Source organism: Namhaeicola litoreus (genome assembly GCF_042679565.1).
Classification (GTDB): domain Bacteria; phylum Bacteroidota; class Bacteroidia; order Flavobacteriales; family Flavobacteriaceae; genus Namhaeicola; species Namhaeicola litoreus.
Genome location: NZ_JBHTMY010000002.1, coordinates 330,300 through 349,675, shown reverse-complemented (window position 1 = coordinate 349,675; position 19,376 = coordinate 330,300). Strand labels below are relative to the sequence as shown.

At 39.1% G+C, this 19,376-nt stretch carries 10 protein-coding genes; all 10 read right to left on the bottom strand.

The features are described from left to right. Positions 1–3: 3 nt before the first annotated feature. Positions 4–327 (bottom strand): EthD family reductase, encoded by a 324-nt coding sequence (locus ACFQ39_RS03380; RefSeq protein WP_377176454.1) that lies wholly within the window; start codon positions 325–327, stop codon positions 4–6. A gap of 20 nt (positions 328–347) precedes the next feature. After that, positions 348–1,487: an FIST signal transduction protein gene (locus ACFQ39_RS03375; protein ID WP_377176451.1), complete on the bottom strand. Its 1,140-nt coding sequence runs from the start codon at positions 1,485–1,487 to the stop codon at positions 348–350. An 18-nt stretch (positions 1,488–1,505) separates the two neighbouring features. Next, positions 1,506–2,663, bottom strand: coding sequence for an FIST signal transduction protein (locus ACFQ39_RS03370; protein WP_377176448.1), 1,158 nt, complete (start codon positions 2,661–2,663; stop codon positions 1,506–1,508). A gap of 1 nt (position 2,664) precedes the next feature. Next, positions 2,665–6,003, bottom strand: coding sequence for a sensor histidine kinase (locus ACFQ39_RS03365; protein WP_377176446.1), 3,339 nt, complete (start codon positions 6,001–6,003; stop codon positions 2,665–2,667). Between the two features lie 25 nt (positions 6,004–6,028). After that, a complete protein-coding gene (locus tag ACFQ39_RS03360) occupies positions 6,029–10,198 on the bottom strand; it encodes an ATP-binding protein (RefSeq protein WP_377176443.1) in 4,170 nt (1,389 codons plus the stop codon). 11 nt (positions 10,199–10,209) lie between these two features. Then, positions 10,210–14,406, bottom strand: a complete 4,197-nt coding sequence (locus tag ACFQ39_RS03355; protein ID WP_377176441.1) for an ATP-binding protein — start codon at positions 14,404–14,406, stop codon at positions 10,210–10,212. A gap of 353 nt (positions 14,407–14,759) precedes the next feature. Beyond that, the gene (locus ACFQ39_RS03350; RefSeq protein WP_377176439.1) at positions 14,760–15,935 is read right to left on the bottom strand and encodes a DUF1624 domain-containing protein; all 1,176 of its coding nucleotides are present in this window, start codon (positions 15,933–15,935) and stop codon (positions 14,760–14,762) included. A gap of 32 nt (positions 15,936–15,967) precedes the next feature. After that, the gene (locus ACFQ39_RS03345) at positions 15,968–17,341 is read right to left on the bottom strand and encodes an MFS transporter (protein ID WP_377176437.1); all 1,374 of its coding nucleotides are present in this window, start codon (positions 17,339–17,341) and stop codon (positions 15,968–15,970) included. Between the two features lie 3 nt (positions 17,342–17,344). Then, a complete protein-coding gene (locus ACFQ39_RS03340; RefSeq protein ID WP_377176435.1) occupies positions 17,345–18,652 on the bottom strand; it encodes a DUF418 domain-containing protein in 1,308 nt (435 codons plus the stop codon). A gap of 73 nt (positions 18,653–18,725) precedes the next feature. Continuing rightward, the gene (locus ACFQ39_RS03335) at positions 18,726–19,229 is read right to left on the bottom strand and encodes a YybH family protein (RefSeq protein ID WP_377176433.1); all 504 of its coding nucleotides are present in this window, start codon (positions 19,227–19,229) and stop codon (positions 18,726–18,728) included. Positions 19,230–19,376 lie beyond the last annotated feature (147 nt).

Genomic DNA, 19,376 nt, shown 5'->3' with positions numbered 1-19,376 from the left:
AGATCAGCCAGCTACTTCGCTCACTTGGACAACAGGTTCAATATCTGTATAATTGGGCATGTCGGCCATAAACACGGGTACAGATGGTCCGAAAGAGGCGCCAAAGTCTTCCATTGAGTTAAAATAGAGATTGGCAATGGCCACAAATGGGGCAGAAGCGCCTGGCGCACCTCCCCCTATACCTTTGTCATAACTTACATCAATTAGTGCTTTGCCGAGTGTTTTAGAAACGAGTACCGAGTGTTTATTGAGGTAATAATCCATATCAAATCTTTTACCTTCTGTATTAGGATAAAACACGCTAACTTTTATTAAATTGGTTTTCATCGTTTTGGAGTTAGAATAGTTTATTTTTCTTTTAAGGCTATACAACAAGTGGTTAAGTTGTGCATTTCAAGGTTTCCTCCGGTGGCTCTACCTAATTCTGCATTGGAAAACATGCCCGCCATGGGCACATTCCAAACATTTTTGATTCCCTCTAATTCTAGGGGCATCAATGGGCCTAGGGACAAGATTCTACCTGCACAACTAAATACCACCAAAGCATCTGCCTCTGGCATTTCTGTAGCTTTTAAATGCTGAACACCTTGCACTACTTTTTCCATCACATCAAAATCAGGAGGCAAAGAAAAGCGTACTCTTGAACCTTGAGGAACTTTCCCGCTTGTGTAAAATGATCTGTCAGACCAGTCTACAACCAATCCCGGGCGCATGACCGGATCACCTTTTTCTCTTTGGAGTTGCAAAGGGAAATTGGCAGCTATTTCAATTAAAGCGTTTTTGTTATCAGGGGTTATATTTTCAAGTCCGCCGTACTTCACTGTAATATCCAGTGCGGGAATATTATCTACTGTGTACACATGATTCCCTTCGCTTTTGGTAACAATTTTTTCGGTACCCACCGCTTTCCATCCGCAGGTTGCAATTCCTTTTATTTTGACCTTCTCTTCGTCGATTGCGATACAAACGATTCCGGCTTTACTTTCTCGGTTATTGGTAAAAACGAGGGTTTCTGTAAAGGAATAATCATCTCCGGCACCTCCACCAAAGGCATTTACTTCGGCGCCAACGACATCTTCTAGTCCGAACAAAATTTCTTCACCGTCAACAGAGGCATCGCTAAGCCCTAAGAGGAAAGCCGGTTTTGAGAATTTTTTAGCTGCTCTTTTGGCAATATCCTGGGCAATTTCTCTATAATTTTTGTCAGGGTATTCTTCAAAGTAAACCGTGAAATAATCATTATCCATTTCGAGTAATAAAATCGCAGCAGAACCCTTTTCTGTTTGTTCATCGATAAATTCTCCGTTGGTTGTGCAACCAAAGATAGAGATACTCTCAGCATCCAAGAGCGCACTGATGGCCTTTCTATCTTGATTTTTTGAGATAAAGCAAAGGGCAAGTGTGGGTCGAAACCCATCTTCCATGCTCTTTAGTAAAGCAGTATTAATTTCTTCGGTTGTTTTTCCTTTAATTGATTTAGCTTTCATGCTATGAATATAGTTTATTTATTTTTCTTTAATCACAACCCAACTATTGGTTGTAGAATGAAATTCCGGGGGTTCGTTAAGTGCTCTTCCAAATTCACCATAGGTATAAAATCCTATCATGGGTGTTTGCCAAACCTCTGCTAAGCCTTGGTTCTCCATATTTGCCAGAGGCCCTAATACGGTTACTCTGCCTGCACAAGAAAAAACCAGCATAGCTTCGGCTGATGAATTGGATCGATCTTTTAACTTTCTGGCCTTATCTAATACTTCTTCAACAAAGTCGAAGTCTGGTGGCATGGTAAAACTCAACTTAGAACCCTCACGCAATGAAACATCGCAAATCAGGGCTTTACTTTCTTTGTCTACCATCATGGGTGTTGCCATCATAGAAGCTCCTGATTCTCGCTCTACTAAAAAAGGGTAGTGTTGGGCTACATTTTCAAATAAGTGGTATTTATCTTGGTTATCCTCATAACTTGCTCCAAGGTACTTGAGGTACATGTCTAATGCCGGTTTGTCATCAATTGTATGCAAATAGGTTCCTTCACATTTTGTAATTGTCCTAGATATACCGATGGGTTTCCAACCCGAAATGGCCATCCCCTGCAAACTCACTTTTTCCTGATCAAAAACAAGCGCTGCAATTCCAAGATTTGTTTCAAAGTCATGGGTAAAAATGTAGGAGCTTTTTAACATCCAATCATCTCCCGCCATACCCCCTGTAATATTGACGTCAGGCCCTATCACTTTCTCTATAGAACGGATGATTAAATTGCCATCCAAGATGATATTATCTACAGACATCCCATTTGTGCATAAAATAAAGCCTGGGTTTTTGAATTTTTTTAAGGCGTTTCTCGCGAGGTTCTTAGAGATGTCTTCTAGTTCTTTACCTTTTAAATCTTCAATCAGAATAGTAAAATATGTCGGATCAATGTCTAAAAGCATAATAGCAGATTCGCCTTCACTTTGGTGTGATTCAGTAAATTCTCCACAGGATGTAGCGCCAAATACATCGATGTTATCTTTTTTGAGTACATCGCAAATCCCTTTCCTGTCTTGTTTGATCGATATAAAGGCAATGGCCAAGGTTGGTTTAAAGCCATCATTCATGCTGTTTTTTAGCGCTTTGTGTATCTGTTCCGGGTCTTTACCGTAGATTGATTTTGCTTTCATCTTATGCTTTGTTTAGGGGTAATTCAATAATAAACTCTGTACCCAAGTCTTGTGTTGATTTCAGTTTGATCTCTCCTCCATGGGCTTTGACGATGTCGTAGGAAAGTGAAAGTCCGAGTCCTGTTCCGGAGCCTGTGGGTTTGGTTGTAAAAAAAGGTTGAAATATTTTTTCTTTAATATGATCTGGAATTCCAACACCGTTGTCTTTGACACTGATCAAAATTTTGCTACCCTCTTTTTTTGTGCTTACCGTAACGGTAGGTTTGTAAGTTGCTTCTTCTTTTTTATTTCTTTCATTCACGGCATAGAAAGCATTCGTCATGAGGTTCAATAAGACTCTTCCAAACTCCTGTGGCACCACTTCCATTTTGGGTAGATCTGCGTCAAAATTACTCTCCATTTGCGCATTAAAACTCTTGTCTTTGGCTCTAAGTCCATGGTAAGCCAAACGGAAGTATTCATCTGCTAATGTATTGAGATCCGTCCATTCTTTTTGGCCTGAACCAGCCCTGGAATGTTGGAGCATACCTTTGACGATTTCTCCGGCGCGTTTACCATGATGATTGATTTTCTTTAAATTCTCTTTAAGATCAACCATGTTGTGTGTTACCAGGCCTTCATCTCTCTCTTCAGGTTTCTTTTTTATTTCTTCTTCAACTTCTTCAATCAATTCTGTACTCACTTCGGCAAAATTATTCACAAAATTTAGAGGGTTTTGAATTTCATGGGCTATCCCTGCCGTAAGCTCACCTAAACTCGCCATTTTTTCGGATTGGATCAGTTGTGTTTGGGTGGTTTTGAGTTGGGTATAGGCCTTTTCAATTTCTTTGGCTTGTTTAAGTTCTCTATCTTTTGATTTTTCTCTTTCTATACGGATGGTTCTTGCTTTAAAAAATCGATGCAGGAGAATTCCCATCAATAAAAAACCAAGTGCATAAAGGCTGTATGCCCACCACGTTTTCCACCAAGGGGGTTTGATCGTAATTTGAAGGGATGAACTTTCATCACTCCATACACCTTTGTCATTTGCCGCTTTTACTTTAAACAGGTATTTACCCGGACTAAGATTTGGGTAAAATGCCTGGTTCTGACTGCCTACATTTCTCCACGTATCATCGTAATTTTCCAGGGTATAGGCATATTCATTTTTTAATGGATTCGAAAAATGGAGAGCTACAAATTCAAGGGAAAGATCATTTTGGTTGTGGTTCAAGATAACCTCATCTGTTTCATCAATAGGTTTTTTTAGAACAGAATTTTCACCGGGGATAACAGATCTGTTAAACAATTTTAAATCTGTTAAAAAGACTTTTGGAGCGGCGTAATTTGTCTTGATTTCATCTGGATCTAAAATCGTAATTCCATTAGATCCGCCAAAAATTAACAAGCCGTCGGAGGTTTGTAAACAGGCGCCATCTGAAAATTGTGAACCCTGTATACCATCCATTACGGAAAAGTTATTGAATTTTTCTACTGATGGGTCAAACCTGGTTAAGCCATTAAAAGAACTCAGCCAAAGCGTACCGTTCTTCTCGTCACCCAAAATACCTTGAATGCTCATAGATGGAAGACCATCATCGGCCGTATAATTTTTGATTGTCTTTGTTTCAGGGTTAAAGTTTGCAAGTCCGCCTTGCCAAAGACCAAGCCAAATGTTGCCGTTAGGATCTTCATAAAATGAACTCATATCTTGCGTGATAAAGGTATCTCCCAATTTTGGATCGAAACCATGTCTTTCAATGCTATCATTGTCATAGCGATACAAGTAAAATCCGTTATCTGTCAGCAACCATAAACCGTATTTTACACTTTCAAAAATACTATTGATGTTATTACTTCTCATATCTGCGCCGGGCAAGTGGAGTAAGTCGTAATTCTTATAGGATTGGGTATTGTTTTTCTTGCAGTAAAGGCCCCTATCGGTGCCATACCATTCATTGCCAAACACATCTTTATGAAAAGATCTAATCGTAAGCTTTTCAGGAAAACCTGGGAATTCTGCTTTACTAATGGATTGATCTTGTAATGAGAAACGATATACAGATTGTTCGAACATCGACATAAAAACGGAACGATCATTTTCCCAGATTGTAGCTATATTGAAATAAGGAGGGAGAGACTTGCTTTGGAGCAATTGCATTTTTTTCTGTGGAATGTCTAAAATATTTATTCCATTGTTATTTCTCAGCCAGATTTTTCTATCTGAAGCTTCGAAAATTTGACCCACCCATCCACCTAAGGAATTTTCTTCATTATTATTGCTTCTGTAGCTTATAAAATTAGGTTTTTCTTCGTAGTACAATAGCCCTTTGTTGGCTGTCCCGATCCAAAGATTTCCGAAATGGTCTATCGCCAAAGAGGTTATAGGTATGTGTTCGAAATCCTTATTTTGTCCTTCTGTGAATGCCTCAAAATCATGGTTTTTTCTATCGAAATAATACAGCCCCATACCTGTTCCTATCCAAATATTTTCTGATTGATCTAAAACAATATGATTGAAACTGGTGCCGGAAACACCCTGTTTTTTGAGATAATCAGCCTCCCATGTTTGGGTTTGGTCTGTATCTAAGTTTAGATCAATCAAAGAAAAGTCATCTGTAATCACCAACATATGTTGGTCTGATGTAAAAGCCATATCCGTAGGATACTTACCCTTCTTATACATCAAATTATCGAGGGTGTGATATGGCTTGAGTTGATTGTTCTTATCGATAAAAAACATGCCTGAATTTGAGAGTACCCAAATCTCTCCGGAAGACCCTTTTATTAGTCTGTAAGCACCGCGAAATGCTTTTTCATCTGGACCATTGTAAATTTTTATCACATTGTCTTTGGGGTCAAGATATAGCAGCCAAGATTCCTCTTCGTAAGAGGTAACTATAAAATAAATTCTATGATTAGCATTTTCTCTTACAGAAAACAAAGTGTAACCATATAATGGGTTCTTGCCAAATAAAGGATCGATGATGGATGAATAATCGTAAGATTTGAAGGTGTTCTTTTTCGGATCATACATTTCTAAAAAACTAGGGTTAGTCCCAGCCCAAATGTTACCTTGCTCATCTTCCATCATCGCATAAATCAACATGCCCTGAATGGCCGTACTATCCGTTGGGTTGCTGAAAAATTGTTTAAACTCATATCCGTCATAACGAGAAAGACCATTTGGTGTGCCGATCCAGATATATCCCTTTTTGTCTACCAGTACCCTGTTTACAGTTTCACTCGACAAGCCATTTTTTTCGGAAAACTGCTGCAGGTTATCCAAATTTAATTGTGCCCATGTATTTAAGGTCAAAACTGAGAACAGCGTCAATAAGAGTTTTTTTAAAGGGGGCATATTGTTTTTCATTTTGTTGTATGATCTAAATGGGCAAGGTTATCCTAAAAACAGTTCCTGTCTCTTTTGTGTCAGGGCTATCGTCAACGATTGATTTTACTGTCAATTCTCCACCATGTGCTTTGATAATGTCATGGGTAATAGAAAGACCAAGACCGGTACCATCGGTTCCTTTTTTTGTCGTAAAAAAGGGTTGGAAAATTTTATCTCTTATTTCTTCAGGTATGCCGTGTCCATTGTCTTGAATTGAGAGAATAACTTTGTCTTTTCGTATTTTGGTCTGCACGGTAAGATTTGCTAAAAAATCTGTCTCTTTGTTTGCATTTAATTTGTTTCTCATGGCATCAAAGGCATTGTTGCACAAGTTTAAAATCACCCTAGAAAAATCTTCGCTAATGAGATTTACCTGCCCAACATTAGGATGGAGATCCAAGTCTATTTTTACATTGATAGGTGCTTTACCTGCGCGCATACCATGGTAAGACAAATGAACAAATTCTTTGACCAATGCGTTAAAATCTCTGGCTTCACGTTTAATTCCTGAGGCTCTGCTGTGTTGCAGCATAGATGTGACTATGCCATTTGCTCTTGTACCGTGTTCATGTACTTTGGTTAGGTTACTTTTTACGTCTTTTAAAATGGAAATGATTTCTTCTTTTGTATCAGAATCGCCCAAACTTTCCAACTCTATAAAAACCTCGTCGATTAATTCTTTGCTTAGATCAGAGAAATTATTGACAAAATTTAGCGGATTTTTAATTTCATGTGCAATACCTGCAGTAAGCTGTCCGAGACTTGCCAGTTTTTCTTGTTGAATAAGCTGCTCTTGCGCCGATTCTAAATCTTTCAATGCTTTTTCTGCACTTCCTTTAGCCAGTTCCAAATTGGTAAAATCCTCATACCGGGCATAGGCTATAGAAAAAGATTCAGCCAATACTTTTACCAATTTTAATTCTTCTTCAGACAAGTGTTTATCATTTCCAACATAGAGCATTCCCTGTTTAAATGGTACAAAATGGAGGTCGAGAGATTCAGGAGCTTTTTCTGCATCTTGATAGTCTCTTGTACTCCTGATCTGACCCTGGTTCTTCATGGTATTCATCCAGGCAGTAAATGTTTCTTTGTCCCAATGCGTGTGGTAAACCTCTTGTTTAGCCCAGTTAGAAACCGTATTCTTAGTGAGTTCATTCAAATTAAAAGGCAAATGTAATGCCGCAAGCGAATGTCCGTCAGGAGCAGATAGATACACATTTATCTTTTCTTCTTTTTCGTCTATAATAAATACTCCGCATCGGAAAAAGGGTACGCCCAAAGTGTTTAATTCTCTCCATATCAATGGCGTAATGCGCCGCAGGTCTTCTGTTGAGCGCATGGAAGCTATTTCGGCTCGCACACGGTCTAATGAAGTTTGTTTTATTGCTTCTTTTGCAGAGGCCTCTGCTTTTAATAGGTCTAAGAATCTTCTGTAGGTTTGGCCAAATACCGAGGCAAACCTAGCCAAAATATGTGATGATTCTTCAGAGATCGGTGTTTCTGAAAATGCGAAAAGAATACCGGAAGAAAAAAAGAAACTTCGATGGTATTCTCTATCGGGTAAGGTATCCATATTTGCATTAAACGGATACTCCGGTTCGTTGTTAAGTACCTCGTAATATTTTTTAACATCCTGCTTTGTAAATTCATAGGTATAATCTTTTTTTCCTTTTAGCCATTCTTTTTTTAGTCCCACTAACATGGGATGTATATCCATATTTAACATACCTACGCGCAATTCTACGGTTCCGTCAGAACTGGCATTTACAGATCGGGTTTCCATTCTTTCATGACCTTCTAGAATACCTATCCCGCAACGCATGGTTTTGTCTAGGCCTAAATTCAATACTTCATCAAATAAGGTAATTACGATGCCCTCTAATTCTTTACTATTGTGCATGGCCATGGTTTTTGAACGCACTCTCTCTAAAGCGGCTTCTATTTTGGCTTCTCTTGCCTGCGCTTCTGCTTTCTGAAGGTCGAGAAAGCGGATGTAAGCCTGCTCAAATACTTTTGCAAAACGCGGCAGAATATCAGGATTTTCAAGATGTTTTAAAGAAGAAATTAGGATATATCCATTTTTGAAAGAAGCTCCATAATCAATTTCCCAATCGGGAATAGCCGGCATGGGAGCATTGCGAGATTCCAAATCCTTTATTGTAATTTGAGCAGAGGGTAGCTTAAAAATATCTTCAAAATGCTGTTCAATAAAATCGCCGGGAATTTCAATAGAAAACAATTCCTCCCCTGCTTTCCATTGATCATATCGGTATTGATGGATATAATCTAAGTCTATCGGGACTATCATCGGACTTAGCATTCCGCCACCCGGAATGCTGTGCCATTGCTCTACATGTCCTTCATGTTTGTCGCAAAACACGATTCCAGTGGCATACATGTCTTCGCCAAAATTTCGCAACTGATTAAACATTTCGGTGGTCACTGCCCCAAAATCTTTTGTGCTCTGCATGCCCATGGAATAGGAGCGAACTCGCTCCAAAGCTGTCTCGATTTTTGCTTCACGGGCTTGTTTTTCGGCTTTTTCCAGATCCAGGAAGCGCTGATAGGCACGGCCAAATTCCCGGGCAAAGCGACTGACAATACTCTTTTCTTTTTCGGTGGCTTTGCGGGAATGGTTGAAACCCAGGTATCCAAATTGAAAATGCCCTTGGACGGTAAATAGCCCATTTGGAAAGTCCTCGGGATTTATCTTGTGTCCTTCCGGCAAAGCACTCATTACTTCGGATAGTAAATCCCATAAAAAAGGAAGATCATCCGGTGCGTAATCAATGGTGTTTACTGCATTGGGCTCACAAGTTTTCCATTGAGCATAGGCCTGTTTCCAGGCATCGATGGCATGAATATCTATTAATTGATCTGCTACTACTCTGTTGTGAGCAGTAGTGGTCAGCCGGATACTGAAGGTTTCATTCTCTTCATCAAACAGCGTAAGGTGGGTCAATACCGGATTGATACCTAGCAGATCGAACTGATCGAAGAGTACGCAGAGGACATCTGTCAACTCATCGGTTTTGTGCATAGCCATGGCTCTGGCGCGCACACGTTCCAGTGAGGCTTCGATCTGCGCTTCCTGCGCTTGGTTTTCTGCTTTTTGGAGGTCAAGGAAACGGGTATACGCTTGTTCAAAAACATTGGAAAAACGTTTGATTATATGATTCTGTTCTGTGGAATACCGAATACCGCGATAATTGTAAATATTGAGAGCAGCATGATCTGAAAGGGCAACAGACATATCCAGCCCATCGAGTTGAAGCATGAAATCCACCCTTTCTTGCGGCACTACATTTTCGGATACCAAATGCCTTACAAATTTGTTCTTTGAGTCCTTATTATCTTGCAGCGTAAAGAAGGCCTCCTTGTTAATGCGAGCCTGTTGGGTCTTGTTAAAAAGAGGATGATCCAGATAAGAGACTGTTAACTTTTCAGGATAGCTATCTGTTTCCGTTCCAACCCAAATATTTAATCCCCAGTTATCGGGCTCAAAAATATCAATGTAGCAAGCATCCAAGGGTAGCCCTAACTCTTTTAGTTGATCGAATACGGTACTTATGACGTTTCGAAGTTCATAAGTTTTGTGCATGGCCATAGTGGCTGAACGCACCCTCTCCAGACTTGTTTCGATTTCCAGTTCTCTATTTTTTACTTTTAGATCTGCTGTTTTTTCTTCCACCAACCTTTCTAATTCCTCGGCCTTTTGTTTGTAAAGATCAATCCCCCAGGTATCTTTTTCACTCTCTACTTGTTCTGGTTTAGAAGAATGCCAATGGACAACTTTCCATTGTTGGTTGATATAATGAAAAACGATTGAAAAGCGCAGATAAATTTCTAGACGATCTCCGGCAGTATGGACGGTGAGATAAATATCTTCGGCAAGGACTGCCGTATTCTCATCTTTCGAAATAAATTGGTCAACGCGCTCATTACGATAGGAAATATCAATTCCTTCGCTTTGTTTTTTTTGGTTGATCAGGAGTTTTTTAAATTCTTCAATGCCTATAATTTTCTCATCTAAGGCGGTTCCAAAACCCACAATCTTCTCATCCACTAATTCTTCTAATAAGTTTGGATCATTAGACTCAAAACCAACCCGTATCATCTCTAGGTAAGTTTTTTCCAATAATTCCTGCTTTCCTCTTTCCATTTTAGATCAATTTAAACGGGCAATTGAATACTAAATGTTGTACCCGACTTATCGAAAGTTAGTCCTTCGCCTGTGGTTGATTCTATCTTTATTTCTCCTCCATGTGCCTTAATGATATCATGCGTAATAGAAAGACCCAGACCTGTTCCTTCGGTTCCTTTTTTAGTGGTAAAGAAAGGTTGGAGAATTTTGTCTCTAATTTCAACCGGTATGCCCGGTCCGTTGTCTTTGATTGACAGAATAACTTTGTTTTTTAGTTTTTTAGTCTGGACTGTTAAATGGGGTAAAAAACCGGCGTCTTTGTTTTTATTTAACTTTTCCCTCATCGCATCAAAGGCATTATTACAGAGATTCAAAATGACTCGTGAAAAATCTTCACGAATTAAGTTAACTGGTTGAATCTTATTATCCAGATCCATTCGAATTTCTACATTGATGGGATATTTGCTCGCTCGCATCCCGTGAAAACTCAAGTTGACATATTCTTTGACCAAGGTATTTAAATTGTTTGGCTCAAGCGAACCCGAGCCTCCCCTGGAATGTTGCAGCATGGAAGTGACAATGCCGTCGGCACGACTTCCATGTTCGTGAATTTTTCGAAGGTTGGTTTTGATATCGGATAAAATTTCAGCAGACAGGCTGGCATGTTCATTGTTTGAAATCTGTTCTATTTCTTCAAGAGCTTCATCGATGAGTTCTAAACTCACTTCGGAAAAATTATTCACAAAATTTAATGGATTTTTGATTTCATGGGCTATGCCTGCCGTAAGTTGTCCTAAAGAAGCAAGTTTTTCTTGTTGTATCAATTGTGATTGTGTTGCTTTGAGTTCAGCAAGGGCCTCTTCGGCTTTTTGCCTTGCCACTTTGATGGCGATCAGATCTTTTTCGGCACGAACCGCCTGATCTTCAGCTTTTTTTAAGTCGAGAAAACGGGTATAGGTCTGGTTAAAAACAGTTGTAAACCTTTTAAAGATGTCATGGGCATCAGGAACGCGTTCATAGGTGATAAAAAGTAAGAACCCTTGATCAAATCTTGCCAAATGATTGACCTGAAAGGTGGGTAGAGAAATATTTGCAGCAGCAAACTGTTCAAAAAGCTCTTTGACACCGGGTAACTGACCTAAATAACGATAGTGTTCGGTCAGATCATCATCTCCTTGCTCATAGACAAAGAAATCGTTGTTATTGATGATGGCCTCGTACCATGGAATCAGACTTTCATGTTCGGTGAGGGGAAGTTTAAAAACAGGCTGGATTTCATTTTCACTACTCATCCAACATTCGGAGAACTTTTTATCTTCTACAAGTATATTATAACCGCAACTCCAGGCAGGAATACCCAATTTTCTCACCTCAGAAAAAAGCACATTAGCAGCTAGGGGTAGCTCGTTACTCTGTTGCATAGCCATGGTTCGGCTTCTGACTTTTTCTAAAGCGGCCTCTATTTTTGCTTCTCGAGTTTGGGCTTCTGCTTTTTGCAGGTCGAGGAAGCGGGTATAGGTCTGCTCGAAGACATTGGCGAATCTTTTGAAAATATCCATTTCCGGATAAGGTTCCAGGGTAATAATTAACAAATAGCCTTTCGAAAAATAAGCGGCATTCCACTGTTGTCTTTCCGGAAAAGCAAGACCTTCGTCAATGATTTTTTCGAAAAAGGGCCTTACCTCTGGAAGTGAGAGCAGGTAATCATAATGTTGTTGAAGTTCTTTATCTGCCTTCTCGATAGACAGGAAATCAGTTTTTTTCTTCCACCCCTCATACATCTGTTTATGGGCAGGATCAGTATTGTTAGGAATAGCAACTCTTGGAAAAACACCATTTTCGTTGGCAAACCAAAACTCATCTTCTTCAGAATTTTCTTCGCATAGCCCAAAGCCTGTACCCCAAAGATTTCCACCGAGGCTCCTGAGTTGTTCGAAGAGAATAAATGCTACATCAGCAAGTTCTTCAGAGCTCTGCATAGACATCGTTCTTGCTCTGACCCGTTCTAAGGCTAATTCAATTTCTGCCTCTCGCGCTTGTGCTTCCGCTTTTTGAAGGTCGAGGAAGCGGGTGTAGGTCTGTTCGAACACTTTGGCAAAACGTTTAAAAATATCATAAGCTTCAGGTACCGGTTCGAATGTAATAAACAATAAATAGCCATATTTCATAAAGACAGCATGGTCTATTTGGTAGGAGGGGAAGGAAATACCAGACTCCTTGGCTTTTAATAAGCTTTCACCAACGATGGGTAAGGTGCATAGATAGTCATAATGTGCGGTACATTTGTCTTCTTCAATTTCTTCTATGATCATTTCTTCTCCCTTTTGACCTGCCTGGTAATAGCGTAGAAAAATACCTTCACGGGGTGTTTTATACTTGGGCATGGCTCCCTTGTCATTGCTAAACCACTCGGTAGATTCATTTTCTCCATAGATGTTGAAGGCACATCCCCAAGTATTTATGCCAAGTGCTTTTATTTGTTTCACTAATTCGAATGAGACCTCTGATAATTCATCTGAATGATGCATCGCCAATGACCTGGAACGGACTTTTTCTAGTGCTGCCTCTATTTGGGCTTCTCTTGCCTGAGCTTCAGCTTTTTGAAGGTCTAGGAAACGCGTGTAAGCTTGTTGGAATACTGATGCAAAGCGCTTGAAAATTTGATTTTCTTCTTCGGAATAGGGTGTGCCTGAGAAATTTTCAATATAAAGGCCGATATCCTTTTGAATAGCTGTTGATATGGATAATCCGGGGCAGTTAAAATAAAAATCTTTTGCCTTTTTATTCAATCCCTCAATATGGGGTAACAGTGTTTTATAAAAGTTGTTCTTTTGCTCGAAGTCGAGTAGGGTGGTGAAGAAATCTTTACCTTGCTCTTTCGCCTCTGAAAATTGTCTATCCCAGACCAAGTCGAGATATGGAACAGTTACCTTGGCCGGAATATCCTGCCTTTCGGCAATCCAAAAATGCCAATCTTTATCGGGTTCATAATCAACAACAATCCCTGCATGTTCAGCATTGATATCTAACATGGCTAACTGATCAAAAATTTCTTTTACTACTTCTTTGAGTTCGTCACTTTTATGCATGGCCATTGCACGTGCTCTCACTCTTTCTAAGGCCAATTCAATTTGGACTTGTCTATGTTGGTGTTCAGCTGATTTTAAATCTTCAAAGCGTTTATAGGCCAAGTCGAATACCCCGGCAAACCGTACCAAGGTGTTTAGATTTTCGACTGGCACATGGGTTTGTTTTCCAGGAAGGCTATAACCAATTTCACCATGTGTAGTTCTCGCCATCACAAAGGTAAGTCCGCCGATATGGCGTATGTCATCCAAGGTAGGCGCTTGAGGATCAATTTGTTCAAAATCTCCCAGTGTGATCATTTTATCTACATATGCTACTGCCTCATCCACATCCATGGCCAGTATATGTATGGGTTCATTTCCTTTTTCCCAATCGGCCACTTGCTCTATATCGCCGTGTATATGTCTGGGTAATGACATGACCATACCAATGCGGGTACCATCACCGGAAGTCATCGCTTTTTTATAAGTGTCCGGAAGCCAGCGCATGTGCCAAAAATAATTAGCCTCATGACCCAGTGAAACGAATTCTGCGCGCATGGTCACTACGATATCTAACAAATCAGCGGAATCTTTCATCGCCGTTACCTGAGCTCTGATTCTCTCTAAGGATGTCTCAATTTGGAGATCTCTGTTCTTCTGCTCTAACTCTATGGTTCTTCTTTTAATAGCCTCTTTGAGTTCCCGGTTTTCTTTAGTGATTTTTTGAGTACCAAGTGTTTCTCCTTCATCTGCTTTCGAATCTGGCGCAGAAAAATGCTGATAAATAAAACGCCAACCGATGTCCTTTTTTTTCAGTATAGAAGTAAATCTGAAACGGGAGTAAAAAACCCAGTCCGAGTTACTGAGTACATAAGCGTCGGCCACATCGGTCATCATAACCAGTTCGTTGCTCAATAATTCGATGTTTCTTGTGGTATTTCTCAACTCAGCTTTCCCCGCCAATTGATCTGCAGTAGCTTTAAAAAAATCAGTGGTATCTTTCCTGCTTAGGAACTCTTCATTATTGGTAGACCCCACAAAGTGAAAACCATCATCCAGGTATTTATCATACGTTTTTACATCCCCGTTCAAATAGCTTTTCCACCATTCCTCATAGATTTGTAATAAAGCTTCTTGCTCCTTCTTGGTCAGGTTCATTTTTAAATTTGGTATAGTTGATATTGGCCGACAAACAATGAATGTTTTGGTTTAAACGCTTCATTCATTGGAAGTTTGTCAAAAGATAAGAAAAATCGAAAAAGAAAAATTAGTCTGGCTCTATTTTTTATGAATATCCAGTCAATAATGTCCGGTATTTTAGGATTTTATCCTTTCGACTAATTACGTGAGCTAAAAAACATTTTTAGTTTTTCATTAAGGAGTCTTCCCGACTTGCTTTATAGCGACTTCATATTTCCTTCATCGTTGCGTCTACCTAGCGTCTATCTATCTCTATAAAAAGTACAGAGATCAACATGTAGAGATGGTACTGAACCATTGAGAAAAATACATCACAAATAGCTCAACCACCATTTTTCTTTATTCGTGGCTTTGTAGATCATATACTTTTTGCAAATCGGATAAAGCAAAAGAATTACTCCTATCCAAATAAGATAGGTTACCCAAAGAGGATAGCCATAATGGATGAGTTTTGCGTTTGCAAACACATCTAATGTTAAGATCATATCTTTCCAATTTCCTCCAAAAATTGTCAATCCGATCATGGCCAAAGCATGAATCACTAAAACATGAAGAAAGTAAAACAGTAGCGGCACTCGGCCAAAAACTAAAAAGAAATGTGTCAAGCTACTTTTTTTATCCTCCAGAAGATACAGCAAAATAAAAGTTGGACCTGTTGTAACCAATAAATAAGACAAAGAGGGAGGATATTTCGCCACATTTAAAAAAGACAAAAAGGTATAAATAGTATTTTTTTGAACAGACCATGGTAAAAGATCACCATAAACGTTGATTCCTCTTACAATAAAAAACAAGAGGGTAAGTCCAAAACCTAGCCCTAAGAGCCATTTTTTTCTTAAGGTTTGATCAAAATCTCTCAGGTAAAGTTTTCCAAAACAGTAACCAAATGCCATTAAACCAATCCATGGAATAATAGGGTAACGGAACACAATCATCTTGTTTGGCCCCAAAACTATTCTATGCGTTTGATGTAGGATATACCAGATGATATCTCTAAAACTGTTTCCTTGTACAACAATCCCATCCAGTAAATTATGACCCACCACTAAAATTGTCGCAATAACTAAGATCGCCTTATAAGGTAAATAGATTAGTCCTGAAAGTACGACCATACTCAAACCGATGGCCCAAATTACTTGGAGAATCTGTATGCTATAGCCAAAGTCAAAAGTCCAGATGAGGTTGTTGAGCACAATTTCGAGTATAATCAGCCAAATTCCTCTGGTGAATAAAAATTTGGCTAGTTCTGGTTTAGACCTTTTACTGCCGTAAAGAAAGGCTGATGTTCCTGCCAGAAATACGAAAATAGGCGCACAAAAGTGTGTGATAAAGCGGGTAAAAAACAAAACAGGGGTAGTTGTTTCTAAATCGGTAGGATCATTAAAAAAAGAGCCGTAATAAAAGTAGTCTCTTACATGATCTAGTGCCATGATCACCATAACAAGCCCTCTTAAAATATCCAAAGATTCGATTCGGTTGCTTTTCATATCTACCATTTGAAAAAGATAAAAATAAAAGATTAATTATTTAGTGGTTGATGTTGTTTTTCTAAAATGCCTACACTGAGCAGGTGTGTTTTTGTATTTACTTTAGAAATAAAAAATAGCATAATGACTGCCGCCAGCGCATAGACAGAAATTACAAACTCCCAAGTTGTAAAAAAATGTTTTATCTCTCCTAAAAAGCCTGCACCTGTTGCTCTGCCTAAATTACTGATCGCCATATACAGTGTAAATTGGGTAGCGGATATCCTTTTCCAACACAATTCCATGGCAATGGAGAAGATGGCGATCAATTGAAAAGTATATAAAATGTAATAACCAAGAATGAATGCCGGCACAAAATAAGAGGATTTCCAAAACTGTTTACCAAGGATCAAAAGAAGGATCAAGGTGATAGAAAGCCATAAAAAAAGGTTTAGCATTTTAATCTTTCCAAAATAGTCTACCAATGCACCCGCCACAAACATACCTAATATACCGGCAACAATGTTGGCCATCGCAGTTACCTCAGAAAATCTAGCATTCGTCCAACCTATTTCTTGTATTGTAAAAACTGGCAATAATGCTTCCATTAATCCATAACCAATCGACATGATAAAGACAGCAGCGCCAAGAATGAGGCTGGAAGGTAGAAAAAACACCTTTTTTAGATTAAAAAAAATCTGTTTTAAATTCCTTACCTGCGCTTTTTTTGTTTTTAAAGAAGCTTGTCCTTTTGTCCATGGAGTTAGTTTTTCTCCTAGGTTTTCAAGGATGAAAACAGGAACCAATAAGATGATAAGTATGCTGAATGCTAGCAGTGCAGTGGCATAGGGAAGTCCGTAATGGTTGATCACCCAAGTCGAAACCAACAGAGACAAAGATATCCCGATCGTTTTGGATCCCCACATGAGACCATTGGCTCGTGCCTGTTCTTCAATTGGTAAAATATCGATGGCCATACCGTCAACGGCCACATCCTGAAAAGCACCAAAAAAACTGATAAAAAAGCCAGCTACAATAAGATAAGGGAGATTATCAAGAGGATTATTGATGAGTGAAGTGCACAATAAGGTAATAATTAGCCCGAGTTGCCCAATGATGACCCAGGGTCTTTTTCTTCCCATAGGCAGGTAGGTATATCTATCCATGATGGGTGCTACCAATATCTTAAAACTCCAGGGAATACCTATGGCGGCTACAAAAGATCCAATTTCGGCTGGACTTTTTCCGTTCATCGCTAACCATGCAGGTATGGCAAAGTAAGTTAAACCTTCCGGGATTCCTTGTGCTGTATACAGTGATGAAAAAGTGAAATAACGCAAAAGTGCATTTTCAGATAAAGCCAATTTTCGTTTTGGAGGGTAAACTGTTTTACCTAAAAAAAGTGATCTTGTCTTGCGCTTAAACATCAATTATTTTTTAATGAGAAAGGGTTGCATTTTTTGATAAGTTAATGAGCGCCAAATCCATTCCGCCGGTCCGTAATAAAAGTATTTTAACCAAATTGGGCTATAGATAAGCTGGAAAATCCAAATGCCAAAAACGATATAGTACAGCTCATAGCGCTGTAATTCTCCATATAAAGCAAAACCGTCTCCATAGAAAATGATCGAAGTGATGATACTGTGCATCAAATAGTTGGTCAATGCCAGTTTGCCAACAGCCGCTAATGACTTTTGCAGAAAACCAAGAATTCCTGATTTGATAAAAAGCATGAATAAACCTACATGTCCGAGGGTAGTAAATAAACGTCCAATCTGGTAGGTCTGATCGGCCTTCGCCATGGCTAATTTGTCAAAATCATGGTTGAGGATGGTTTTGGTTTCTATATAATTGATCGACAGGCCAATGATATATCCAACCAGCATGAGCAGAAAGTAAAAACTATTTTTACGTTCTCCATGAAAAATACGCAGTTTAAAAAATGCCATCCCAATCAACATAAAACTCAGAATGTCCCATGGCCACAAGCGATAGGGCAGCCAGGTTTGCATAAATTGATTTCCCTTTACTTTTTCCATTAAAACTGCCCAATAGCCCTGGTGCATTTTTTGTATTTCCTCTTCTACTTCCTCAGGTGTTTTTTTAGTAATTAGTTTTTCATAAGCCTTTAAATCTTCCTCCTGTTCTTTTGTCAATTCCAGTCCTTGATCTTTGATAGGTTGAATTTCAAGTCCTACTTTTTGGATCTGTAGATCATTGCGGTAATCCTGGACATCCCATAGAACACCAATCAATATCAACAGTCCTCCTGCCAGGAAAAGCGTTTTGACTTTTGCGTTTCTGAATGGAAATAACATCAGACCAAAAATGGCATAAGGGTAAAGAATATCGCCATGCCAAAGCAGAATATAAACATTGATGATTCCGAATAGCAATAACCACAATATTCTCCTGTAATAAATATCTGCGGTGGTAATGCCCGCACCACTTTTTTCTAATCTACTTGTGAGTAGAATGGCACCTGCGCCAAAAAGGAAGGTAAATAAGCCCCTCATGGTACCTTCGAATAGCATGTTGTTTACAATCCAGACTTTGAGGTTTAGTCCTGTTGCACCTCCTCCGGTAATCGTTGGATCTGAATAAGAAAAAGGAAGCCCCATTCCATTGATGTTCATTAAAAGGATGCCCAATAAGGCAATTCCTCGAATGACATCTAGAGAATTGATGCGCGCACTGGATTTGATAGGCTGGAAAGTGGTTTGGTTTGGTTGAACCATTGATCTCATTTTGAATAGGAAGAAACTGCACAAAAAGATTGGAGAGGTAAAAACCTCTCCAAATTCTTTTTATTTATTCTTTTGTATCAGAATTATAAATATCTCGGATACAAACATATTTTCCATTGCGCCTTTCCCATACAGCCATATATTTTCCTGTGCTAACAATTTTACCGGTTGCATCTTTTGTGGTGGATGTGCCGATTTCTGTAGCTACCTCTTCATTGCCAAATACTTCCAGCGTTGTGTAAACTACTGTATTTCCTGCAACTCTTTCCGCCATATTACTTTCAATTTCTTTTGTCAGTGCTTCTTTACCTACTACACTTGGCGCATTATTACTCATGCTTATGGCATCATCTCCATAAAACCCTAACAAAGTATTTGTATCACGCGCATTATCTGCTTCTGCCCAAGCCGTCTCAAGGGCCTGAATTTCAGCTTTTATCTTTCCAAGATCTGGTTTCACAATTTCCGGTACAACCTCCACTACAGTTTCAACCGGTGTTTCTTTAGCAGGAGCACCACAACCTGCGATCAGTGCACAAAGACATAGACAAAGAGCCGTATGTCTCAACGAGATTACTTTTTTCATATTTAGTATGTTTATTAAAAGCCTACTCTAATCGGTTTTCGGCAACCCCGTTCATTTTGATGGATATCAATTCTATTTTCAGTAATATACCCCATGTAAACATGGGGGTTGTACTATGTTTTATATGAT

Excerpts from the sequence above, each read along its gene's own strand:
- ACFQ39_RS03380 (WP_377176454.1), bottom strand. The coding sequence starts at position 327 with ATGAAAACCAATTTAATAAAAGTTAGCGTGTTTTATCCTAATACAGAA.
- ACFQ39_RS03375 (WP_377176451.1), bottom strand. The coding sequence starts at position 1,487 with ATGAAAGCTAAATCAATTAAAGGAAAAACAACCGAAGAAATTAATACT.
- ACFQ39_RS03370 (WP_377176448.1), bottom strand. The coding sequence starts at position 2,663 with ATGAAAGCAAAATCAATCTACGGTAAAGACCCGGAACAGATACACAAA.
- ACFQ39_RS03365 (WP_377176446.1), bottom strand. The coding sequence starts at position 6,003 with ATGCCCCCTTTAAAAAAACTCTTATTGACGCTGTTCTCAGTTTTGACC.
- ACFQ39_RS03360 (WP_377176443.1), bottom strand. The coding sequence starts at position 10,198 with ATGGAAAGAGGAAAGCAGGAATTATTGGAAAAAACTTACCTAGAGATG.
- ACFQ39_RS03355 (WP_377176441.1), bottom strand. The coding sequence starts at position 14,406 with ATGAACCTGACCAAGAAGGAGCAAGAAGCTTTATTACAAATCTATGAG.
- ACFQ39_RS03350 (WP_377176439.1), bottom strand. The coding sequence starts at position 15,935 with ATGAAAAGCAACCGAATCGAATCTTTGGATATTTTAAGAGGGCTTGTT.
- ACFQ39_RS03345 (WP_377176437.1), bottom strand. The coding sequence starts at position 17,341 with ATGTTTAAGCGCAAGACAAGATCACTTTTTTTAGGTAAAACAGTTTAC.
- ACFQ39_RS03340 (WP_377176435.1), bottom strand. The coding sequence starts at position 18,652 with ATGGTTCAACCAAACCAAACCACTTTCCAGCCTATCAAATCCAGTGCG.